Source organism: Cupriavidus sp. 10L43_2 (genome assembly GCF_056395265.1).
The window spans coordinates 344,766-366,368 of the sequence record NZ_JBFTJE010000003.1 but is presented as its reverse complement, the minus strand read 5'-3'; the positions used below and the strand labels follow the sequence as shown (position 1 = coordinate 366,368).

Below are 21,603 nucleotides of genomic sequence, written 5' to 3'. Positions count from 1 at the left end.
ATGACTGATTTCCAGCCGATTCAGCTGATCCCGCCCGCGCCGGCCCCCGGCGAGCCCGACGCCGAGGACATGGCCCGCGCGGACCTCTACGGCCTGCTGGCCACGCTGTTCTTCCGGCCGCCCGATGCCGCGCTGCTCCACCATATCGCCGCCAACCGCGCCAATGCCGAGGACGCCCGCACGGTGCTGGGCCAGGCCTGGAACGCATTGTGCGACGCAGCATCGACGACCACCGCCGAGGAAGCCGCCGACGAGTACGCGCGCCTGTTCGTCGGCGTGGGCAAGCAGGAGGTCTTCCTGTACGGCTCCTATTACCTGGCCGGCTTCCTGAACGAACGCCCGCTGGTGGCGCTGCGCGACGACCTGGCCCGCTACGGGCTGGCGCGGCACGAGGGCATCAGCGAGACCGAGGACCACATCGCCACACTGTGCGAGGTCATGCGCTTCCTGGTGGCGGGGGATGATGTGGCGGTCTGCAACGCCGGCGAGCAGCAGCGCTTCTTTGCCCGCCATATGCAGCCGTGGATGGAGCGACTCTGCGACGCGCTGGCCGAGCACCCGCAGGCGCAGTTCTACCGCAGTGCGGCAGAACTGCTGCGCGCGTTCACCGGCGTGGAGGCGGTGGCGCTGGAGATGCATTGAGGCAGGGCGATTGTGTGAAAGCCGTGTGAAAGGCCAACGCAAGCACCGGGTTTATCCGCAGTTTGAGGATTTTCCGATTGACAGTGTGGTCTTTCATTTCGCTTCAATCTAGAATATGCAAGACAAGGCATAAATAGATCATCCATCGGTCACGCAAAGCCGACAGGAGCCCCCATGAAAGACAAGCAATCCCGGGTCGCACGCCGGACCTTCCTGGCCGGGGCTGGCGTGGTTGCCGCTGCCGGTGCCGCCGCTGTGGCCACGCGCGGGCAATCGGCGCTGGCCGATGCCCTCGCGCCGCCCACCACCGCCGATGCGGCCGATCCCGCGCCCGACAGCCAGGGCTACCGGGTCTCCGCCCATATCCGCAAGTACTACCGCACCACGCTGATCTAGACCTGGGCGCCCGCACGGCGTGCCGGCTGGCGCGCCTTGTCTCTCGTCCCCCCTCTTTCGCCGAGGCAAGACATGATCCTGACCCGCAAGCGCGCGGACCAAGGCCAGACCGACCGGGTTGCGAACCGGCTCGCCGACCCAACTGCTCCGCAGGCCCATCCTTCCAGTCATGGCAATAGTCATGGCAATGGCAATGGCAATGGCAACGGGCGCCTGGCGTCCCGCCTGGCCGCCGGGCTGGCCGGGGCGATGCCGACGATGGATCGGCGCAGCTTTCTCAAGCGGTCGGGCATCGGCGTGGGTGCCGGGCTGGCCGCCACGCAACTGACGCTGATCCGCAAGGCCGATGCCGACGACGGCAAGACCGGCGCCGGGGCCGGCAAGGGCGAGATCGTGGTACGGCGCACCGTGTGCGGCCACTGCTCGGTGGGCTGCGCGGTGGATGCCGTGGTGCAGAACGGCATCTGGATACGCCAGGAACCGGTCTTCGACTCCCCGATCAACATGGGCGCGCACTGCGCCAAGGGTGCCGCGCTGCGCGAGCACGGCCATGGCGAGTACCGGCTCAAGTACCCGATGAAGCTGGTCAACGGCAAGTACCAGAAGATCAGCTGGGACCAGGCGCTGGACGAGATCACGGCGAAGATGAAGGCCATCCGCCAGGAGACCGGCCCCGATTCGATGTTCTTCGTCGGCTCTTCCAAGCACAGTAACGAGCAGTCGTACCTGCTGCGCAAGTGGGTGTCGTTCTTCGGCACCAACAATACCGACCACCAGGCGCGCATCTGCCACTCCACCACCGTGGCCGGCGTGGCGAACACCTGGGGTTACGGGGCGATGACGAACTCGTACAACGATATGCAGAACGCCCGCGCGGCGCTGTATATCGGCTCCAACGCCGCGGAGGCGCACCCGGTGTCGATGCTGCACCTGCTGCACGCCAAGGAGAACGGCTGCAAGGTGATCGTGGTGGACCCGCGCTACACCCGCACGGCGGCCAAGGCGCATCACTACGTGCGCATCCGTTCGGGCACCGACATCGCCTTTCTGTTCGGCGTGCTGTATCACATCTTCCAGAACGGCTGGGAAGACCCCAAGTACCTGAACGACCGCGTCTACGGCATGGACAAGGTCAAGGCCGAGGTCCTGGCCAAGTGGACCCCGGACAAGGTCGAGGAAGTCTGCGGCGTGCCCGAGGCCCAGGTGAAGCTGGTGGCCGAGACCATGGCGAAGAATCGCCCGTCCACGCTGGTCTGGTGCATGGGCCAGACCCAGCACACCATCGGCAATGCGATCGTGCGCGCCTCCTGCATCGTGCAGCTGGCGCTGGGCAATATCGGCGTGTCGGGCGGCGGCGCCAACATCTTCCGTGGCCATGACAACGTGCAGGGTGCCACCGACGTGGGCCCGAACCCCGACTCCCTGCCGGGCTACTACGGCCTGGCCACCGGCGCGTGGAAGCACTACGCGGCGGTGTGGGGCGTGGATTACGAATGGATCAAGAAGCAGTTCGTCTCGCAGACGCTGATGGAAAAGTCCGGCACCACGGTGTCCCGCTGGATCGACATCGTGACCGAGAAGCGCGACCTGATCGACCAGGACAACAACGTCCGTGGCGTGTTCTTCTGGGGCCACGCCCCGAACTCGCAGACGCGCGGCCTGGAGATGAAGCGCGCGCTGGACAAGCTCGACCTGCTGGTGGTGGTGGACCCGTACCCCTCCGCCACGGCCGCCATGGCGAACATGACGCCGACCGACGGCGACAAGATCAATCCGAACCGCGCCGTCTACCTGCTGCCGGCGGCCACCCAGTTCGAGACCTCGGGGTCGTGCACGGCCTCGAACCGCTCGCTGCAATGGCGCGAGAAGGTCATCGAGCCGCTGTTCGAGTCGATGCCCGACCACACCATCATGCAGGCCTTCGCCGAGAAGCTCGGCTTTGGCAAGGAGCTGTCGAAGAACTACAAGATGATCGAGGTCAAGCGCGCCGGCCGTACCTGGCAGGAGCCCGAGACCGAATCGATCTTGCGCGAGATCAACGCCAGCAACTGGACCATCGGCTACACGGGCCAGTCGCCGGAGCGGCTCAAGTCGCATATGCGCAACATGCAGATGTTCGACGTGAAGACGCTGCGCTGCAAGGGCGGCAAGGACCCGGTCACCGGCTACGACCTGACCGGCGACTACTTCGGCCTGCCGTGGCCGTGCTACGGCACGCCCGAACTCAAGCACCCGGGATCGCCGAATCTTTATGACACCTCGAAGCACGTCATGGACGGCGGCGGCAACTTCCGCGCCAACTTCGGCGTGGAGCGCGACGGGGTGAACCTGCTGGCCGAGGATGGCTCCTGCTCGGCCGGGGCGGAGATCACCACCGGCTACCCCGAGTTCGACCACGTGCTGCTGAAGAAGCTGGGCTGGTGGGACGACCTGACCGACGCCGAGAAGAAGGCCGCCGAGGGCAAGAACTGGAAGACCGACCTCTCGGGCGGGATCCAGCGCGTGGTGATGAAGAACCACGGTTGCCATCCGTTCGGCAACGCCAAGGCGCGCGCCGTGGTCTGGAACTTCCCCGACCCGATCCCGCAGCACCGTGAGCCGCTGTACTCCACGCGGCCGGACATGGTCGCCAAGTACCCGACCCACGACGACAAGATGGCCTTCTGGCGCCTGCCCACGCTGTACAAGTCGGTGCAGCAGCGCAACATCGAGAACAAGATCTACGAGAAATTCCCGATCATCCTGACTTCGGGCCGGCTGGTGGAATACGAGGGTGGCGGCGAGGAAACCCGCTCCAACCCGTGGCTGGCCGAGCTGCAGCAGGAGAACTTCGTCGAGATCAACCCGCAGGCAGCGTCCGCGCGGGGCATCCGCAACGGCGACTATTGCTGGGTGCGCACGCCGACCGGTGCCCGCCTCAAGGTGCGCGCGCTGGTGACGGAGCGCGTGGGCGTGGATACGGCGTTCATCCCGTTCCACTTCTCGGGCTGGTGGGAAGGCAAGGATCTCAAGCAGTTCTATCCCGATGGCGCGTACCCGATCGTCCGGGGGGAGGCCGTGAACACGGCCACCACCTACGGCTACGACTCGGTGACGATGATGCAGGAAACCAAGACCACCGTTTGCCAGATCGAGCGGTTTGCCTGAGCCTGAGAAGCGGAGAGACACATGGCACGCATGAAATTCATCTGTGACGCCGAGCGCTGCATCGAATGCAACAGCTGCGTCACTGCCTGCAAGAACGAGCACGAGGTGCCCTGGGGCGTCAACCGGCGCCGCGTGGTGACGATCAACGACGGCATTCTCAACGCCGAGAAGTCGATCTCGGTGGCCTGCATGCACTGCTCGGACGCGCCCTGCATGGCCGTCTGCCCGGTGGATTGCTTCTACCGCACCGACGACGGCGTGGTGCTGCACGACAAGGACGTCTGCATCGGCTGCGGCTACTGCTCCTACGCCTGCCCGTTCGGCGCCCCGCAGTTCCCCAGCGAGGGCACCTTCGGCGTGCGCGGCAAGATGGACAAGTGCACGTTCTGCGCCGGCGGCCCGGAGAAGAACGGCAGCGAGGAAGAATTCGAAAAGTACGGCCGCAACCGGCTGGCCGAGGGCAAGCTGCCGCTCTGCGCGGAAATGTGCTCGACCAAGGCCCTGCTCGGCGGCGATGGCGACGTGATTGCCGACATCCTGCGCAACCGCGTGATCAAGCGCGGCACGGGCGGCGATGTGTTCGGCTGGGGCACGGCCTATGGCAAGCCGCAGGCGCCTGCCAACGGCACTCCGGCGGCCCCCAGCACCCCGCAGGGCACCGCACCCGGCGCCCCGGCCGGCGGAGGGCAGCCGTCATGACCCGCACCGCGTTGATCGTATCGATGCTCGCCACCGTCGCGCTGCTGGCGGCGTGCAGCGAGAAGCCGCAGACCGTCTCGGCCACGCACAAGAAGTCGGATTCCATCGCCTGGCAGGGCGCCCCCGGCGACCCGTTCGTGGCCAAGGGCTGGACGGCGGGCGACAAGGACAGCTGGCAGCGTCAGATCCATCAGCGCAACCAGTACCAGAACGAGTACAACCGCATCCAATGAGCGGGGGAGGCGCCATGACCGTCATCCAGACCCTCAAGACCTTGCTGGCCGGGGTGGTCCTTGCCGCCGGTGTGGCGGGCGCGGCGCTGGCCCAGGCGCCGGCCTCGCCGCCTGCCGCGCAGCCTCCGGCGCAGGCGCAGGCCCCGACGCAGGCCCAGGCGGACGCCAACAATCCCGCCACGCACCCGGTGCAGCCGTTCGCGGGCGTGGCCAGCGAGAACATCTTCAACGTGCCCCGGCGCGACGTGGCCGCCGAGGCCCGCTCGCAGCAGGAGCGCTCGGTGACCCAGCCGGGCAACAACGCGCCGGTCTGGCGCGAGGTCAACTCGGACCAGCATCACTACAGCAGCCTGCCCGCCAAGGAAGCCGGCGTGCTGATCCAGCGCACCGGCCAGAAATGGCGGCTGTTCCGCAATGGCGTGCTGACGGTCTGGGGCGGCTGGATCCTGATCCTGGTGCCGGCGGCCATCCTGGCCTTCTTCGCCTGGCGCCGCACCATCCCGCTCAAGTCCCCGCGCACGGGCCGCATGATCGAGCGCTTCACGCCCACCGAGCGCTTCGTGCACTGGGCCGTGGCCATCTCGTTCGTGATCCTGGCGATCTCGGGCATCGTGATCCTGTTCGGCAAGCACTTCCTGCTGCCGATCATGGGCCACACGCTGTTCGGCTGGCTCACCTACATTCTCAAGAACCTGCACAACCTGACCGGGCCGGTGTTCACGCTGTCGATCATTGCCACCTTCGTGGTGTTCGTGCGTGACAACGTGCCGAACCGTGGCGACGTGGTCTGGGTGCGCAAGCTCGGCGGGCTCGCCTCCGGCGCCCACGTGCCCAGCGCGCGCTTCAACGCCGGCGAGAAGATGTGGTTCTGGGGCGGGATGGTGCTGCTCGGGCTGGTCCTCTCGGCCTCCGGCTGGGTGCTCGACATGATCGTGCCGGGCCTGGACTACTACCGCGCCACGATGCAGATCGCCCACGTGATCCATGGGGTCTCGGCCGTGGTGATGATCGTGCTGGCCTGCGGCCATATCTATATGGGGACGATCGGCATGGAGGGCGCCTACCGCGCCATGCGCGATGGCTACGTGGACGAGGCCTGGGCCCGGGAGCACCACGAGATCTGGTACGACGACATCCAGTCCGGCAAGATTCCCGCCCAGCGCTCCACGCCCCGTGACGACACGCCGCGCGTGCGGCCGCGTCCCGGCGAAGTGTGAGGGTTTACCGCAGCGCACCATGCACCCGACCGGGGCGGCGTTACAATCGCCACGGCAGTCAACTCTAGAGGAGGGTTTGGCATGAAACGTGTACTTTGCGGTTTGGCAGTGGGCACCGCCGTGGCAGTGATGGCGGGTTGCGGAACCTCGGGCACCAGCAGCGATGCGGCCAGCGCCAGCGCGGCCCCGGCTGCCGCGCCGGCGGCGGCACGGGTCGCCGTGGGCGCCAAGGCGGCGGCACCGTTGCAGTCCAAGAGCGGCACCAATACCGCGGGCCGCGTCACCTTCGACCAGCAGGCGGCCGGCGTGATGGTGGTGGTGGCGGTCACGGGCCTGCCTCCGGGCACCTCGCATGGCTTCCACGTCCACGAGAAGGGCGATTGCTCGGCCCCTGACGCGATGAGCGCCGGCGGCCATTTCAACCCTGCCGGCAAACCGCACGGCCAGATGACCATGCCCGAGCACCATGCCGGCGACATGAACAACCTGACCGCCGACGCCAGCGGCAACGCGCGCGTACAGTTCCTGATGCCGGACGTCACCGTCGGCCCGGGCCCGAACAGCGTGATCGGCAAGGCCGTGATCGTCCACAAGGACCCGGACGACTATCGCACCCAGCCGACCGGCAACGCTGGCGGCCGGATCGCGTGTGGCGTGGTCGCCGCATCCTGAGTATCGATAGTTTTTGGCTATAAACGGTAGTTCCGCAGTAACAAAACGCCCCTGAAACCGGCCCGATGGCGCCCCCGCCACGGGCCGGCACCTTCCCGCCCCCGCCCCCATGCCCCTGCGCCCCGAGTTGACCCATGCCGCCGTCCCGCTGATCGAGGAGGTGGAGGTCGTTGACGAACAGGGCCGCGTGCGCCCGGCCTGGCTGCCGGGCGAGCGGCCGCTGACGGTCTACCTCGACAAGCGCGAGTTGGTGACCCTGATGACGCTGGGCGGCGCGCCCGAGCACCTGGTGCTGGGCTACCTGCGCAACCAGCGGCTGGTGGACGACATCGAGGACATCGCCGCGATCCAGGTGGACTGGGAGACCGAATCGGCTGCCGTGACCACCCGCACCGGCGTGGACCGCATCGAGGAACGCACCGCGCGCCGCGTGGTGACCACGGGATGCGGGCAGGGCACGGTGTTCGGCTCGCTGCTGGACGAGGTCGACAACATCCGCCTGCCCGGGGATGCCACGCTGACCCAGGAAACCCTCTACGCAATCATCGACACCATCCGCCTGCAGCAGTCGGTCTACAAGCAGGCCGGCTCGGTGCACGGCTGCGCGCTGTTCCGGGGCAGCGAGCTGCTGATGTTCGTGGAGGACGTGGGCCGGCACAACGCCGTGGACGCCATCGCCGGCCGGATGTGGCTGGAAGACATGACTGGCGAGGACAAGGTTTTCTACACCACGGGCCGGCTGACCTCCGAGATGGTGATCAAGGGCGCGCAGATGGGCATTCCGTTCCTGCTGTCGCGCTCCGGGGTGACCCAGATGGGCTACCAGATGGCCCAGCGGGTCAACCTGAGCCTGTTCGCGCGCTGCACCGGCAAGCATTTCCTGTTGTATACCGGGCGGGAGCGGTTCCGCCACAGCCAGCCCGAGGCGGCCGCGCCGGCCTGAAGGCGCGTCGGGGGGCCGCCGGAGGCGGTTCGCAGGCGGATTGGTTGTACAATGCGCCCCATTCCAGCGGCACCGGCTCGGCCGGGCGCCGCCCATCGTCCATTCCGCCAGCCAATATGAGCATCAAATCCGACAAGTGGATCCGCCGCATGGCGGAACAGCACGCCATGATCGAGCCGTTCGCGCCCGGCCAGGTACGGGAGGAGGACGGCCGCAAGATCGTCTCCTACGGCACTTCGAGCTACGGCTACGATATCCGCTGCGCGGACGAGTTCAAGATCTTCACCAATATCAACAGCACCATCGTCGACCCGAAGAACTTCGACGAGAAGTCCTTCGTGGACTTCAAGGGCGATGTCTGCATCATCCCGCCGAACTCGTTCGCGCTGGCCCGCACGATGGAGTACTTCCGCATTCCGCGCAGCGTGCTGACCATCTGCCTGGGCAAGAGCACGTACGCGCGCTGCGGCATCATCGTCAACGTGACCCCGTTCGAGCCCGAGTGGGAAGGCTACGTGACGCTGGAGTTCTCGAACACCACCCCGCTGCCCGCCAAGATCTACGCCGGCGAGGGCTGCGCCCAGGTGTTGTTCTTCGAGAGCGACGAAATCTGCGAGACCTCGTACGCCGACCGCGGCGGCAAGTACCAGGGCCAGCACGGTGTCACACTGCCGAAGACCTGACCGCATTACAATGCCGGCGTCCGGACCGACGGCCGCCCAATTCTGACGAAAGAGCCACATGACGCCGCCCGGGGGAGCCTTCCGGCGGCCATGTGGCTCAAGTCTTTCCAAAGCCTTCTCATCAAGGATCGACCGATGAAATTCCGCTTCCCCGTCATCATCATCGACGAAGACTTCCGCTCCGAGAACATTTCCGGCTCGGGCATCCGCGCGCTGGCAGAGGCCATCGAGCGCGAAGGCATGGAAGTGATGGGCTTGACCAGCTACGGCGACCTGACCTCGTTCGCCCAGCAGTCCAGCCGGGCATCGTCGTTCATTGTCTCGATCGACGACGACGAGTTCGTGCGCGCCGATGACCAGCCCGAAGCCGCCGCCATCGAGAAGCTGCGCGCCTTCGTGAACGAAGTGCGCCGCCGCAATTCGGACCTGCCGATCTTCCTGTACGGCGAGACGCGCACCTCGCGCCATATTCCCAACGACATCCTGCGCGAGCTGCACGGCTTCATCCACATGTTCGAGGACACGCCCGAGTTCGTGGCGCGTCACATCATCCGCGAAGCCCGCGTCTACCTTGACACCCTGGCGCCGCCGTTCTTCAAGGCCCTGATTGCCTACGCGCAGGACAGCTCGTACTCGTGGCACTGCCCGGGCCACTCTGGCGGCGTGGCGTTCCTGAAGAGCCCGGTGGGGCAGGTATTCCACCAGTTCTTCGGCGAGAACATGCTGCGCGCCGACGTCTGCAACGCCGTGGACGAGCTGGGCCAGCTGCTGGACCACACCGGCCCGGTGGCGGCATCCGAGCGCAACGCCGCGCGGATCTTCAACTCGGACCACATGTACTTCGTGACCAACGGCACGTCGACCTCGAACAAGATGGTCTGGCACGCCAACGTGGCCCCGGGGGACATCGTGGTGGTGGACCGCAACTGCCACAAGTCGATCCTGCACGCGATCATGATGACCGGCGCGATTCCGGTGTTCCTGATGCCGACGCGCAACCACTACGGCATCATCGGCCCGATCCCGAAGAGCGAATTCGACCCGGAGACGATCCGCCGCAAGATCGCCAACCATCCGTTTGCCAGCAAGGCCAAGAACCAGAAGCCGCGCATCCTGACGATCACCCAGGGCACCTACGACGGCGTGCTGTACAACGCCGAGCAGATCAAGGAGATGCTGGCGAGCGAGATCGACACGCTGCACTTCGACGAAGCCTGGCTGCCGCACGCCGCCTTCCACGACTTCTACCGCAACATGCACGCCATCGGCCGTGACCGGCCGCGCAGCAAGGACGCGCTGGTGTTCGCCACGCAGTCCACGCACAAGCTGCTGGCCGGGCTGTCGCAGGCGTCCCAGATCCTGGTGCAGGACTCGGAGACCCGCAAGCTGGACCGCTACCGGTTCAACGAGGCCTACCTGATGCATACCTCGACGAGCCCGCAGTACTCGATCATCGCCTCGTGCGATGTGGCGGCGGCGATGATGGAAGCCCCGGGCGGCACCGCGCTGGTCGAGGAAAGCATCCAGGAAGCGATGGACTTCCGCCGCGCCATGCGCAAGGTGGAGGGCGACTACGAGGCCGGCAACAACGGCGACTGGTGGTTCAAGGTCTGGGGCCCGGACGCGCTGATCGAAGACGGCATCGGCGACCGCGAGGCCTGGATACTGCAGGCCAACGAGCGCTGGCACGGCTTTGGCGACCTGGCCGACGGCTTCAACCTGCTCGACCCGATCAAGGCCACGCTGATCACCCCGGGCCTCGACGTGGACGGCGAGTTCAGCGAGCGCGGCATCCCGGCGGCCATCGTCACCAAGTACCTGGCCGAGCACGGCATCATCATCGAGAAGACGGGCCTGTACTCGTTCTTCATCATGTTCACCATCGGCATCACCAAGGGCCGCTGGAACTCGCTCGTCACTGAATTGCAACAATTCAAGGACGATTACGACCAGAACCAGCCGCTGTGGCGCGTGCTGCCGGAGTTCGTCGGCAAGTACCCGCAGTACGAGCGCATGGGCCTGCGGGACCTGTGCGACGCGATCCACAGCGTCTACAAGGCCAACGATGTGGCGCGCGTGACGACGGAGATGTACCTGTCGGACATGGAGCCGGCCATGAAGCCGTCCGACGCCTGGGCGATGATGGCCCATCGCGAGATCGAGCGCGTGCCCGTGGACGAACTGGAAGGCCGCGTCACCGCCATCCTGCTGACGCCGTACCCCCCGGGCATTCCACTGCTGATCCCGGGCGAGCGCTTCAACCGGACCATCGTCCAGTACCTGAAGTTCGCACGCGAGTTCAACAAGCTGTTCCCGGGATTTGAAACCGACATCCACGGTCTGGTGGAAGATGAGGTGGACGGACAGAAGGCTTATTTTGTGGACTGCGTGAAGCAGTAGGGATGTCCGTTTCGGATTCCTCTCGGAGGTTCCGCCATGACGGATCGACAAAAAACCGGCGCCTTGGCGCCGGTTTTTCTTGTTTAGACCGACTCGTCGTAGCCGGACCCAAAGGGATCTTGCCAACCATTATTCTTGAAATACAAGATCACCTCGCCTGAATGACTCCATTCGAGGTAGGCCGCCCCACCGGAACTCAGCCGCCATTTCCCGCGATTTCCATCTGCGTACTCGATGGTTCCCGACGCCCAACAAGGGGACCAGAACTTTTTGGAGTAGTAGATGGCATCTACTGGATAGGCACGCGAGAAATAGCGTTTTACCAGTTTCACGGAAGGCCGGAATTTCTTGCATTCTTGCGCCATCTCCTCGAGCCTGCTGAGTCCTACGGCATCTATCGTCACCGCCTTTACAGCACGGGCATGTGCGACCGGCGACATGACAAGCCACAACATCGCGCACAGCGCGAGCAACAGGTTTCTCACCATTTTGCGGAGCTCGCTTCGGACTCGGTTTTCCGAGAGAGTTGAGGGTGTCTGTAGACATCGCCCATGGCCACTTTCAGGGTGGCTGAAAGTTCTGCTACGAGCCATCGAACAGCGTCATTCTGTGACGGGGTCACGGACTCGTACACTTCGTTTTTCTCAATGTATGCCCCTACCAGTTCAATGCCAACCGAATCCGTGTTGCCGGGATATCGTTCGGGGAAGGGTTTCCTGTGCTCATGCCGCGATAGTGGCGTAGGTCGCCATTTCAATGGGTAGGCGGCATTGAACTCTGCCGGCGAGCATTTCCTGGTTTCCAGGCAACGCGACTTGATATTGCCGACGTGGTTCGTTCTTTTTCTCAGCGATGCGGTCTGATAGATAGTCCCATCCCTATCAATCAGGAAGTGTGCGCCATTGGCGCCATTGACCTGATATGAACTGAAGGTGCTGGAGGCCGTGGGAGCTGCCGTCTGATGCACCACAATTCCATTCACCTTGTGCATCGGACCGCGTTCGATCCGAGGATAAATCCGTACAACGATACGATCTGAGTCAACGTGTCCTTCCTTCGATATGAACAGCATGGTCTCTCCTAAATCAGGCCGCCTTACCGGTATTGCTGTCGTACCGTGTCTGCGGCAGAAACACGATCTCGTCGGTTGTCTTGCCATCGCAGGTCGGTAGCCATGGAAGTCATGGCCCTGACGTGGCAAGGTACCAATGCGTTCAATACCGTAATGACTCGCTGCCGTCTTTAGCACTACGTCCAAAAATCTGGAGGCACTCGGCCCTTGGCGCAAACGACGGACGAAAAAAAGCCCCGCATCGCGCGGGGCTCTTGTGCAGTCCGATTCGGCCGTATTACTTCTTCTTCTCGAACTCGAACTGCGGTGCGGCTGGTTCGGCGGGCTCGGCGGCCGGCAATTCCAGCGTGCCCGGGCTCGATGCGCCGCCCGGTGGCGCCGCCGGCTTGGCATCCTCTCCGCCAAGCGGGATGCTTACCTCCGCCGAGTTGCTGTGCTTGAGCGAGCCCTTGTCCAGCAGGCCCGTCACCATGCCCGGCCAGAACATCACCAGCAGCACCATCACCATCTGCAGGCCGACCCAGGGCAGGGCGCCCCAGTAGATGTCCGAGCTTTTCACTTCCTTCGGGGCGATGCCGCGCAGGTAGAACAGCGCGAAGCCGAACGGCGGATGCATGAACGAGGTCTGCATGTTCACGCACAGCATCACGCCGAACCACACCAGGGCCGCCGTGGCGGCCGCTTCGGGGTTGCCGCCCATCGATTCGAGCACCACCGGCGTCAGCACCTTCACCGCCACGGGTGCCAGCATCGGCACCACGATGAAGGCGATCTCGAAGAAGTCGAGGAAGAACGCCAGGAAGAAGATGAACAGGTTCACCACGATCAGGAAGCCGATCCAGCCGCCCGGCAGCGAGGTGAACAGGTGCTCCACCCAGGCGCCGCCGTCCACGCCCTGGAACACCACCGAGAAGCAGGTCGAGCCGATCAGGATGAACACCACCATCGCGGTCAGGCGTGCCGTGGACTGGTAGGCATCGACGATCAGCAGCCGCAGGTCGGTCAACTGCCCCGCGCGGACCAGCAGCCACAGCAGGACCAGATAGGCCAGCGCCAGCGGTATCCGGAACGCGTGGGAGCCGAACGCGTAGAAGCCGACCCCAGCCGCGACCAGCGTGGCGGCGAGGCCCACGCGGTAGATCGTGCGGTCGATCCGGTTGAAGCCCTTGTCACGGATCACGGCCAGCACCAGCGCACCCACCGCGCCCATGGCGCCCGACTCGGTCGGTGTGGCAATGCCCAGCATGATCGTGCCCAGCACCAGGAAGATCAGCACCGCGCACGGGATGATGCCGCGCAGGCACTTGCGCCACAGGGCCCAGCCGGTCAGCGTGCGCGCCTCCGGGGGCACCGGCGGCAGCCAGTCCGGCTTGATGCGGGTGATCACGAAGGTGTAGAGCGCGAACAGCGCGATCTGGACCACCGAGGGGCCCCAGGCGCCCAGGTACATGCTGCCGACGTCGGCGCTGCCCATCGGGGTCTTGAGCTGGTCGGCCAGCACCACGAGCACCAGCGACGGCGGCACCAGCTGCGTGATGGTGCCCGAGGCCGCCAGCACGCCCGTGGCGTACTTCATGTTGTAGCGGTAGCGCATCATCACCGGCAGCGAGATCATGGCCATGGCGATGACCTGCGCCGCCACCGTGCCGGTGATCGCCCCCAGGATGAAGCCGACGATGATCACCGAGTAGCCCAGCCCGCCGCGCACGGGGCCGAAGAGCTGGCCCATGGAGTCCAGCATGTCCTCCGCCAGCCCGCACTTCTCGAGGATCGCCCCCATGAAGGTGAAGAACGGAATGGCCAGCAGCAACTCGTTGGCCAGCACGCTGCCGAACACCCGGCTCGGCACCGCCTGCAGGAACTGGACGGGGAAGTAGCCCCACTCGATGGCCAGGAAGCCGAACGCCAGACCCACGGCGGACAGCGAGAATGCGACCGGGAACCCGATCAGCATGAATACCACCAGGCCGCCGAACATCAGCGGCGGCATATATTCCAACGGGATCATTGCACCGGCCTCTCGTATTTCGATTCGATGCGCACCAGCCCCTTCAGGGCCGCGAAGCGCTTGATCAGCTCGGAAATGCCCTGCAGCGTGAGCAGGGCAAAGCCGATGGGCACCACCAGCTTGATCGGGTACCGCGGCAGCCCGCCGGAGTTGCCCGATTGCTCGAGGATGCGCCACGAGGGCAGGAACAGCGATTCCCACGAGAGCCACGTGAACAGGATCGTGGAGGGCAGCAGGAACACGACGATGCCGAAGATGTCGATCCAGTGCTGCGCGCGCTCGGACACGTTGCCGTAGATCAGGTCCACGCGCACGTGCTCATTGCGCTGGAACGTGTACGACGTGCCGAACATCACGGCGATGGCGAACATATACCACTGCAGTTCGAGTGGCCAGTTGTCACTGAGGTTGAAGCCATAGCGCAGCAGGGCGTTCCCCGCGCTGACCAGGCACGACAGCAGGATCATGATGTTTGCAACTCTGCCTGTGTGCTGGTTCAACCTGTCGATCTGTCGTGACAGACCAAGCAAGTAATACATGGGTTGTCTCCCCCGGTTTTTGCGGCGATTAGTGTATCTGTAACAAATTCTATCGGCGCTAGGGGGATGTACCTACCGGCGTCGCGTGCACATCACGGGCGCCAAAGAAAAACCGCCGGGGCTTGCGCCACGGCGGTTTCGGGGCTCTCCGAACCTTACGGAAAGCTTACTGCTTCACGTGCGTTTTCAGAGCGCGGCGCGGGCGGCCTGGATGGCGGCGCGCACCTGGGCGGGCGCGGTGCCGCCGATGTGATCGCGGGCGGCCACGGAGCCTTCCAGCGTCAGGACGGCGTGCACGTCGTCACCGATCAGGCTCGACTTGTCGCCCAGGCCGGAGACCTCGCGCAGCTCGGCCACGGTGAGGTCGGCCAGGTCGCAGCGGCGGTCGTCGCAGGCGCGCACGGCGTGGGCCACGGCCTCGTGGGCGTCACGGAACGGCAGGCCGCGCTTGACCAGATAGTCGGCCAGGTCGGTGGCCGTGGCGTAGCCCTGCAGCGCGGCGGCGCGCATGGCCTCCGGCTTCACGGTGATGCCCGGCACCATGTCGGCAAAGATGCGCAGCGTGTCCACCACGGTGTCCACCGTGTCGAACAGCGGTTCCTTGTCTTCCTGGTTGTCCTTGTTGTACGCGAGCGGCTGGCCCTTCATCAGCGTCAGCAGGCCGATCAGGTGGCCGTTCACGCGGCCGGTCTTGCCGCGGGCGAGTTCGGGCACGTCCGGGTTCTTCTTCTGCGGCATGATCGAGCTGCCCGTGCAGAAGCGGTCGGCGATGTCGATGAAGCCGACGCGCGGGCTCATCCACAGCACCAGTTCTTCGGAAAAACGCGAGACGTGCGTCATCACCAGCGCGGCGGCGGCACAGAATTCGATCGCGAAGTCGCGGTCGGAGACGGCGTCGAGCGAATTGCGGCAAACGCCGTCGAAACCAAGCTGGGACGCCACGAACTCACGGTCGATCGGGTAGCTCGTGCCGGCCAGCGCGGCGGCGCCCAGCGGCAGGCGGTTGACGCGTTTTCGGCAATCGGCCATGCGCTCGGCGTCGCGCGTGAACATCTCCACATAGGCCAGCAGATGGTGGCCGAAGGTGACCGGCTGGGCCACCTGGAGGTGGGTGAAGCCGGGCAGGATGGTGTCGGCGTTCTGCTCGGCCAGGTCCAGCAGCGCGGCGCGCAGGGCGCCCAGCAGGCCGATGATGTTGTCGATCTCGCTGCGCAGCCACAGGCGGATGTCGGTGGCCACCTGGTCATTGCGCGAGCGGCCCGTGTGCAGGCGCTTGCCGGCGTCGCCGACCAGCGCGGTCAGGCGGGCCTCGATATTCAGGTGGACGTCCTCGAGGTCGAGCTTCCACTCGAACGCGCCGGACTCGATCTCGCCACGGATCTGCGTCATGCCACGCTCGATCTCGGCGCGGTCCGCCTCGGCGATGATGCCTTGCTTGGCCAGCATGGCCGCATGGGCCAGCGACCCGGCGATGTCGAACAGCGCCAGGCGCTTGTCGAAGAAGACCGATGCGGTGTAGCGCTTCACCAGGTCGGACATCGGTTCGGAGAAGCGGGCGGACCAGGCTTCGCCTTTCTTGGCAAGTTGGGAGGTCATGGGCGAGGGGACAGTTGTTGCGCGCGCCGCGAACGGCGGCGGGCGCTGGCGAAATTCGGGAAACCGCGATTATATCGCCCCCGGGGACGGATTCCGCGCCCGATGGGCGTTACCTGGCCTCAAGCCGGCTGGGCGACCACCCGGCCCTGGAACACCACCGGCCCAGACGGCCCGTCCGGGCTGGGCGAGCCGCCCGGCGGCTCGATGCTGATGGCGAGCGCCGGCACGCTGTGCGGCGCGCGCTTCACTTCCAGCCGCACCTCGTGGCGCCGGCCGATCACCCCCAGCGACTGCGGCTTGCCGCCTTCCGGCAGGGCCCAGAGCTGGAGCACCTGCTGGTCGGCCAGCTTCAGGTGATCCAGGCGGCGCACGGTGACCGTGCTGGCGGGGGCATCCCAGAGCACAACCACGGCGGGCCGAGCCTGATCATCGTTCAGGATCGCCACGGCGGACATCGTCGGCGCCTGCTCGCGCTGGTTCACCAGCCATTGCGACACCCCCACGGCCATCAGCGCCAGCAAGGCCAGCGCCGCCGAGGCCATGCGCAGCAGCACCGGGGCGTCCTGGAAGGCCTGCCACCAGTGGCGCGGGGGCGGCGGCTTCAGCTTGAGCGGGGCGGCCTGCCAGCCCAGCCGTTGTTCGATGCCGCACCAGACCTTGTCGACTGGCTGGGCCGCCGGCTGCAACTCCGCCAGCCCGGTCAGGCGTGCCTGCCAGCGTTCGATGGCGGCGCGCACGGCGGTCTCCTCGTGCGCCAGCCGCTCCAGCCGGCGCCGCGCGCCGCCGCGCAGCACCCCCAGTGCATATTGGGCGGCCAGACGGTCGAGCAGGTCAGGATGGCCGGTGAGCCTCATGCCAGCCCCTCCAGACAGGTGCGCAGCCGCTCCAGCCCCCGCCGGATCCACGACTTGATGGTGCCGAGCGGCACCTGTAGCTGGGCCGCCAGTTCGGTGTGGCTCACGTCGCGCAGATAGGCGAGGGCGATGGCCTGCCGCTGCGACGGTTCCAGCCGTTGCAGGCAGCGGGCCAGTGCCGCCGCGCGTTCGCTCGCCAGCGCGGCATCTGCGGGGCCAGCGCGGTCGTCGGGCAACCAGGCTTCCAGGTCGTCATCGGGCTGTGCCGGCTGGCCACCCCGCGCGGCGGCCTGCCGGCGCAGGCAGTCCAGCGCCCGGTTGCGCACGATGGCGGCCATCCAGGTCATGGGGGCCGCCACGTGGGGGCGATAGTCGCCGGCGTGATGCCAGATGCTGACAAAACTCTCCTGCACGACGTCCTCCGCCCAATCCCGCCTATTAGTAATACGCAGCGCCAGGCCAAACAGTTTCGTCACGGTGAGGTCGTAGAGCGCGCGCAGCGCCGGGCGGTCGCCCAGGGCGATGTCCTGCAGCAGGCCCGCCAGCCGCGCGGCAGGGTCCGGCTGCGCCGCCGCTTCGGGAGGAGCAGGGTTTGCGTGGGCATCCGCGGAGGAGGGCAGGGAAGCAGGCACGGGGGCGGGGCTAGGGGCTCCGCCTGAGTATAGGAAGAATGGGCTGGAAAGGCTGGAAAGGACGGAAAGCCGATGGACCGCATCGGCTGCATCCGTCTGGCGCGCTGCCGCGTATATGCGGACAGGTGCGCCAACCCGTGGCGCGCCTCCCCCCAAAAGGAACAGGAGACCGTCATGGCCACTCTGGAAGAACGTCCCGCCGCCGCATCGCGCATCGTCACCCTGCCGGATGCCCGCCGGCGCGGCCTGCTGAAGGCCCCCGGGCTGTTTGCGCTCGGCTCGCTCGCGGTGTTTTCGCTGGGCGAATCGATGCCGGCCTGGGCGCAGACCCAGTCGGGCAGCACCCGCGATGACATCAACATCCTCAATGTCGCGCTCGGGCTCGAATATCAGGCCATTGCGGCCTATCAGGTGGGCGCGGAAAGCGGCTTGCTGCAGAAGCCGGTGCTGGACACCGCCGTGAAGTTCCAGGGCCATCACAAGGCCCACGCGCAGGTGCTGGCGGGTACCGTCAGCAAGCTGGGCGGCACGCCGATGACGGCGAAGAAGCCGGGGGACTACAACTTTCCCGCCGAACAACTCAAGACGCAGGCCGATGTGCTGCGCTTCGCGGCCGGGCTGGAGAAGGGCGCCACGGCGGCCTACCTCGGCGTACTGCCGAATTTTCACAACCGGGAACTGACCCGGGCCGCCGGCAGCATCCTCGGGGATGAGGCGATGCACTGGGCCGTGCTGCTGTCGGCGCTCGGCGAAGACCCCGTGCCCGGGGCCTTCGTCGGCTAGATGCCGATGTCGATCAGCCGCTGTTGCGCAGCCCGGCCGCCACGCCGTTGATGGTCAGGTGGATGCCGCGCCGCACGCGCACGTCGTCGCCGTCCTTGCCTGCCCGGTAGCGCTTGAGCAGTTCGACCTGCAAGTGGTTCAGCGGGTCCAGGTAGGCAAAGCGGTTCTTGATCGAGCGTGCCAGCAGCGGGTTGTCGGCCAGCCGCTCCTGGCGGCCGGTGATCAACGCGAGCATGTCGCTGGTCAGGTGCCACTCGGCGCTGATGCGCGCGAACACGCTCTTGCGCAGCGCGGCGTCCTCGCACAGTTGGGCGTAGCGCGACGCCACGGCGAGGTCGGTCTTGGCCAGCACCATGTCCATGTTCGAGAGCAGCGTCGAGAAGAACGGCCAGCTCTTCACCATGCGGCGCAGCGTGGCCACCGTGGCCTTGCGCGATTTCTCGTCCGGCGCCTCATCGACCAGCGCCTTGACCGCGCTGCCGAAGCCGAACCAGCCCGGCAGCAGCAGCCGGCACTGGCCCCAGGAGAAGCCCCAGGGAATCGCGCGGAGATCCTCGATCTTGCGGTTCTTCTTGTCCATCAGCTTGCGCGACGCCGGCCGCGAACCCAGGTTCAGGTCGGCGATCTCGGTGATCGGCGTGGTGGCGAAGAAGTAGTCCTTGAAGCCCGGGGTCTCGTAGACCAGGTCGCGATAGGCGGTGAAGGCGCGGTCGGACAGCTGCTGCATCACGCCCTCGAACGACTCCAGGTCCTTCGGCGCATTCTGCGTGGGCAGCAGCGAGGCCTCGAGCGTGGCCGCCACCACGGTTTCCAGGTTGCGCCGGCCGATTTCGGCATTGGCGAACTTGCTGTTGATGATCTCGCCCTGCTCGGTCAGCCGGATCTGGCCGTTCACGGTGCCCGGGGGCTGCGACAGGATGGCCTGATAGGTCGGGCCGCCCCCGCGCCCCACGGTGCCGCCCCGGCCATGGAACAGCCGCAGCTTCACGCGGCGCGCCTCGAACAGCTTCACCAGCGCCAGCTCGGCCTTGTACAGCTCCCAGTTCGACGTCAGGAAACCGCCGTCCTTGTTCGAATCCGAATAGCCGAGCATCACCTCCTGCTCCACGCCGTGATGGGCGATGACCGAGTCGAAGCCGGGCAGGTCCAGCAGCGACTGCATGATGCCGGCCGCGTTGCGCAAGTCCTCGATGGTTTCGAACAGCGGGATGACCATCAGCTCCATGCGCGCCGGATCGGTCTTGCTGCCGAGCGTGCCGCGCAGCATACCGGACTCCTTCTGGAGCAGCATGACCTCGATCAGATCCGACAGCGTTTCGGTATGCGAAATGATGTAGTTGCGGGCCACGCGCTTGCCGTAGCGGGCGCGCAGGTCACGCGCCATGGCGAAGATCGCCAGCTCGCTGCGCGTCTGCTCGGAATATTCGTGCCACGGCATGGTCAGCAGCCGCGGCTGGCGCAGTTCGGCCAGCAGCAGTTCGCGCTTGCGGGCCTCGGGCAGCGCGGCGTAGTCGCGCTCCACGCCGGCGGCGGCGAACAGTTCGGCGATCACGGCCTCGTGGACGTCGGACACCTGACGCATATCCACCGAGGCCAGGTGGAAGCCGAAGATGGCGATGGCGCGCTGGAGCGCGTCGATGCGCGCCTGGGCCAGCGCCACGCCATGGTGGGTGCGCAGGGAATCCATCACGACCTGGACATCGGCCGCAAACGCCTCGGCATTGTCGTACGGGGCCACGTCGGCCACCGGGTGGCGCTGGGCCTCGTGGCCGGTCAGCTTCTGCGAGGTGGCGGCCAGTCGCGCGTACATGCCGATCAGCGCCCGGCGGTACGGTTCGTCGGAACGGTGGTCGGAATGGTCCGGCGAAGCATCGGCCAGCGCGATCAGTTCGGGGCTGACATCCACCATCAGCGACGACATCGACAACTCCGCGCCCAGCGCGTGCAGTTCGTCGAGATACCACGCCATGATCAGTTGCGATTGCTCGCGCGCGGCGTGTTGGAGTGTCTCGGCGGTCACATTCGGATTGCCGTCGCGGTCGCCGCCAATCCACGACCCCATCTGCAGGAACGGAGCGAGCGGTGCCGGCGCGGTGCCGGCCTTGCCCTTCTTGCTGGTCGGGAAGACGGCGGCGATGTCTTCCTCCATCTCGGCCATCAGGCGCGGAATGCCGTGCAAGAAGGTGGTTCGGTAATAGGAGAGGGCGTTCTCGATCTCGTCCACCACCATCAGCCGGTTGTTGCGCAGCATGCGGGTCTGCCACAGCGTGGTCACGCGGGCGCGCAGTTGCGCCGTGTTGTGGTCGCGCTCGCGGGCGGTCATCGGCAGGTCGCGCTCGGCCAGCAGGCGGGCGATTTCGCGCTCGGCGTCGAGAATGCTCTTGCGCTGCACCTCGGTCGGGTGGGCGGTCAGCACCGGCACGATCAGCGCTTCGTCGAGGAACTTGCGCAGCTGCTTGCCGGTAACGCCGGCGGCGTCGATGGCTTCCAGCGCGCGGGCCAGGCTGCCCGGCTGCGGCGGCGAGCCGGCCAGCGCATGCACGCGGCGGCGGCGGTTGTGGTGCTGGTCCTCGGCGATATTGGCCAGGTGCGAGAAATAGCTGAAGGCGCGCACCACCTGATTGGTCTGGTCGCGCGACAGCCGCTTGAGCAGGCGGTCCAGCTCGGCGCCGGCGGCGCGGTCGTTCTCGCGGCGGAAACGCACGGCGGTCTGGCGAATCGTCTCAACCAGATCGAACGCCGCCTCGCCTTCCTGCTCGCGCACGCAGTCGCCCAGCAGGCGGCCCAGGAAGCGGATGTCCTCGCGCAGCGGCAGGTCCTTGTCGGCGGTACGGCGCGCGGGGGAGGTCGCGGCGATGGCTGCATCGGCGACCGTCGCGCCATTGGTGGCCACCACGGCCAGCTTGGCACGGGCGGCGCGCTGCTTCGCGGGGGCGGCGGAAGTGCCTTCCGCTTCACGTGGCGCAGCGGTGGTCTTGGCGGACTTGCGGGCAGGGGTGGTACGGGTGCGGCCCGATGGGCGCGCGACGGGCTGGGTCATGCAGTCATCTCCTCTGTCTTTTATAAGGTGCCGGTCGCCTTGAAGGC

19 protein-coding genes are annotated in these 21,603 nt (G+C 66.3%); 11 read left to right on the top strand and 8 right to left on the bottom strand.

The genetic code is table 11. From position 1 onward, the window contains the following. From AC1DEL_RS06465 to AC1DEL_RS06420, 10 genes are all read left to right on the top strand, one after another. Nucleotides 1-642: a TorD/DmsD family molecular chaperone gene (locus tag AC1DEL_RS06465; protein WP_477125436.1), complete on the top strand. Its 642-nt coding sequence runs from the start codon at nucleotides 1-3 to the stop codon at nucleotides 640-642. Between the two features lie 174 nt (nucleotides 643-816). Next, the gene (locus AC1DEL_RS06460) at nucleotides 817-1,038 is read left to right on the top strand and encodes a formate dehydrogenase (protein ID WP_092290683.1); all 222 of its coding nucleotides are present in this window, start codon (nucleotides 817-819) and stop codon (nucleotides 1,036-1,038) included. Between the two features lie 72 nt (nucleotides 1,039-1,110). Continuing rightward, nucleotides 1,111-4,185, top strand: a complete 3,075-nt coding sequence (locus tag AC1DEL_RS06455) for a molybdopterin-dependent oxidoreductase (RefSeq protein ID WP_477109788.1) — start codon at nucleotides 1,111-1,113, stop codon at nucleotides 4,183-4,185. Nucleotides 4,186-4,206: 21 nt separating this feature from the next. Further along, nucleotides 4,207-4,884 (top strand): formate dehydrogenase FDH3 subunit beta, encoded by a 678-nt coding sequence (fdh3B, locus tag AC1DEL_RS06450; protein WP_092290679.1) that lies wholly within the window; start codon nucleotides 4,207-4,209, stop codon nucleotides 4,882-4,884. Beyond that, complete coding sequence (locus AC1DEL_RS06445; protein ID WP_092290677.1) at nucleotides 4,881-5,117, top strand: EexN family lipoprotein; 237 nt, start codon at nucleotides 4,881-4,883, stop codon at nucleotides 5,115-5,117. Before fdh3B ends, AC1DEL_RS06445 begins: the two co-directional genes overlap by 4 nt. A gap of 14 nt (nucleotides 5,118-5,131) precedes the next feature. Continuing rightward, nucleotides 5,132-6,334, top strand: a complete 1,203-nt coding sequence (locus AC1DEL_RS06440; protein WP_092290675.1) for a formate dehydrogenase subunit gamma — start codon at nucleotides 5,132-5,134, stop codon at nucleotides 6,332-6,334. Between the two features lie 81 nt (nucleotides 6,335-6,415). Beyond that, entirely contained in the window at nucleotides 6,416-7,006 is a 591-nt protein-coding gene (locus AC1DEL_RS06435; protein ID WP_441590692.1) for a superoxide dismutase family protein, read from the top strand. Nucleotides 7,007-7,115: 109 nt separating this feature from the next. Then, nucleotides 7,116-7,949, top strand: coding sequence for a formate dehydrogenase accessory sulfurtransferase FdhD (locus tag AC1DEL_RS06430; RefSeq protein WP_092290671.1), 834 nt, complete (start codon nucleotides 7,116-7,118; stop codon nucleotides 7,947-7,949). Between the two features lie 116 nt (nucleotides 7,950-8,065). Continuing rightward, on the top strand, nucleotides 8,066-8,632 hold the full coding sequence (gene dcd, locus AC1DEL_RS06425) for a dCTP deaminase (RefSeq protein ID WP_092290905.1): 567 nt from the start codon (nucleotides 8,066-8,068) through the stop codon (nucleotides 8,630-8,632). Nucleotides 8,633-8,767: 135 nt separating this feature from the next. Continuing rightward, nucleotides 8,768-11,032 carry an arginine/lysine/ornithine decarboxylase gene (locus AC1DEL_RS06420; protein ID WP_092290669.1) on the top strand — a complete coding sequence of 755 codons (2,265 nt, stop codon included), beginning with the start codon at nucleotides 8,768-8,770 and terminating at the stop codon, nucleotides 11,030-11,032. An 83-nt stretch (nucleotides 11,033-11,115) separates the two neighbouring features. Here AC1DEL_RS06420 and AC1DEL_RS06415 read toward each other — a convergent pair whose 3' ends face one another. From AC1DEL_RS06415 to AC1DEL_RS06385, 7 genes are all read right to left on the bottom strand, one after another. After that, nucleotides 11,116-11,520, bottom strand: a complete 405-nt coding sequence (locus tag AC1DEL_RS06415) for a hypothetical protein (protein WP_092290667.1) — start codon at nucleotides 11,518-11,520, stop codon at nucleotides 11,116-11,118. Beyond that, the gene (locus AC1DEL_RS06410) at nucleotides 11,514-12,104 is read right to left on the bottom strand and encodes a peptidoglycan recognition protein family protein (protein WP_092290665.1); all 591 of its coding nucleotides are present in this window, start codon (nucleotides 12,102-12,104) and stop codon (nucleotides 11,514-11,516) included. The genes AC1DEL_RS06415 and AC1DEL_RS06410 overlap by 7 nt, the downstream gene beginning before the upstream one ends. Nucleotides 12,105-12,381: 277 nt before the next feature. Then, the gene (locus AC1DEL_RS06405; protein ID WP_092290663.1) at nucleotides 12,382-14,112 is read right to left on the bottom strand and encodes a TRAP transporter large permease; all 1,731 of its coding nucleotides are present in this window, start codon (nucleotides 14,110-14,112) and stop codon (nucleotides 12,382-12,384) included. Continuing rightward, nucleotides 14,109-14,651: a TRAP transporter small permease subunit gene (locus tag AC1DEL_RS06400; protein WP_092290661.1), complete on the bottom strand. Its 543-nt coding sequence runs from the start codon at nucleotides 14,649-14,651 to the stop codon at nucleotides 14,109-14,111. Before AC1DEL_RS06400 ends, AC1DEL_RS06405 begins: the two co-directional genes overlap by 4 nt. Nucleotides 14,652-14,837: 186 nt before the next feature. Further along, the gene (gene argH / locus AC1DEL_RS06395; protein WP_092290659.1) at nucleotides 14,838-16,247 is read right to left on the bottom strand and encodes an argininosuccinate lyase; all 1,410 of its coding nucleotides are present in this window, start codon (nucleotides 16,245-16,247) and stop codon (nucleotides 14,838-14,840) included. A gap of 119 nt (nucleotides 16,248-16,366) precedes the next feature. Beyond that, nucleotides 16,367-17,101, bottom strand: coding sequence for an anti-sigma factor (locus AC1DEL_RS06390; protein WP_477125437.1), 735 nt, complete (start codon nucleotides 17,099-17,101; stop codon nucleotides 16,367-16,369). Then, a complete protein-coding gene (locus tag AC1DEL_RS06385; protein WP_477125538.1) occupies nucleotides 17,098-17,721 on the bottom strand; it encodes a sigma-70 family RNA polymerase sigma factor in 624 nt (207 codons plus the stop codon). The genes AC1DEL_RS06390 and AC1DEL_RS06385 overlap by 4 nt, the downstream gene beginning before the upstream one ends. A 186-nt stretch (nucleotides 17,722-17,907) precedes the next feature. Between AC1DEL_RS06385 and AC1DEL_RS06380 the strand changes: the two genes are divergently transcribed. Continuing rightward, a complete protein-coding gene (locus AC1DEL_RS06380) occupies nucleotides 17,908-18,516 on the top strand; it encodes a ferritin-like domain-containing protein (RefSeq protein WP_477125438.1) in 609 nt (202 codons plus the stop codon). A gap of 13 nt (nucleotides 18,517-18,529) precedes the next feature. On the opposite strand, the gene ppc is transcribed toward AC1DEL_RS06380, so the two are convergent. Next, on the bottom strand, nucleotides 18,530-21,556 hold the full coding sequence (gene ppc / locus AC1DEL_RS06375; protein WP_454757297.1) for a phosphoenolpyruvate carboxylase: 3,027 nt from the start codon (nucleotides 21,554-21,556) through the stop codon (nucleotides 18,530-18,532). Nucleotides 21,557-21,603 lie beyond the last annotated feature (47 nt).

Coding starts and splice junctions, on each gene's coding strand:
- AC1DEL_RS06460 (WP_092290683.1), top strand. CDS start 817: ATGAAAGACAAGCAATCCCGGGTCGCACGCCGGACCTTCCTGGCCGGG.
- AC1DEL_RS06400 (WP_092290661.1), bottom strand. CDS start 14,651: ATGTATTACTTGCTTGGTCTGTCACGACAGATCGACAGGTTGAACCAG.
- dcd (WP_092290905.1), top strand. CDS start 8,066: ATGAGCATCAAATCCGACAAGTGGATCCGCCGCATGGCGGAACAGCAC.
- AC1DEL_RS06435 (WP_441590692.1), top strand. CDS start 6,416: ATGAAACGTGTACTTTGCGGTTTGGCAGTGGGCACCGCCGTGGCAGTG.
- AC1DEL_RS06410 (WP_092290665.1), bottom strand. CDS start 12,104: ATGCTGTTCATATCGAAGGAAGGACACGTTGACTCAGATCGTATCGTT.
- AC1DEL_RS06465 (WP_477125436.1), top strand. CDS start 1: ATGACTGATTTCCAGCCGATTCAGCTGATCCCGCCCGCGCCGGCCCCC.
- AC1DEL_RS06440 (WP_092290675.1), top strand. CDS start 5,132: ATGACCGTCATCCAGACCCTCAAGACCTTGCTGGCCGGGGTGGTCCTT.
- AC1DEL_RS06405 (WP_092290663.1), bottom strand. CDS start 14,112: ATGATCCCGTTGGAATATATGCCGCCGCTGATGTTCGGCGGCCTGGTG.
- AC1DEL_RS06445 (WP_092290677.1), top strand. CDS start 4,881: ATGACCCGCACCGCGTTGATCGTATCGATGCTCGCCACCGTCGCGCTG.
- AC1DEL_RS06380 (WP_477125438.1), top strand. CDS start 17,908: ATGGCCACTCTGGAAGAACGTCCCGCCGCCGCATCGCGCATCGTCACC.
- AC1DEL_RS06415 (WP_092290667.1), bottom strand. CDS start 11,520: ATGGTGAGAAACCTGTTGCTCGCGCTGTGCGCGATGTTGTGGCTTGTC.
- AC1DEL_RS06420 (WP_092290669.1), top strand. CDS start 8,768: ATGAAATTCCGCTTCCCCGTCATCATCATCGACGAAGACTTCCGCTCC.
- argH (WP_092290659.1), bottom strand. CDS start 16,247: ATGACCTCCCAACTTGCCAAGAAAGGCGAAGCCTGGTCCGCCCGCTTC.
- AC1DEL_RS06430 (WP_092290671.1), top strand. CDS start 7,116: ATGCCCCTGCGCCCCGAGTTGACCCATGCCGCCGTCCCGCTGATCGAG.
- fdh3B (WP_092290679.1), top strand. CDS start 4,207: ATGGCACGCATGAAATTCATCTGTGACGCCGAGCGCTGCATCGAATGC.
- ppc (WP_454757297.1), bottom strand. CDS start 21,556: ATGACCCAGCCCGTCGCGCGCCCATCGGGCCGCACCCGTACCACCCCT.
- AC1DEL_RS06390 (WP_477125437.1), bottom strand. CDS start 17,101: ATGAGGCTCACCGGCCATCCTGACCTGCTCGACCGTCTGGCCGCCCAA.
- AC1DEL_RS06455 (WP_477109788.1), top strand. CDS start 1,111: ATGATCCTGACCCGCAAGCGCGCGGACCAAGGCCAGACCGACCGGGTT.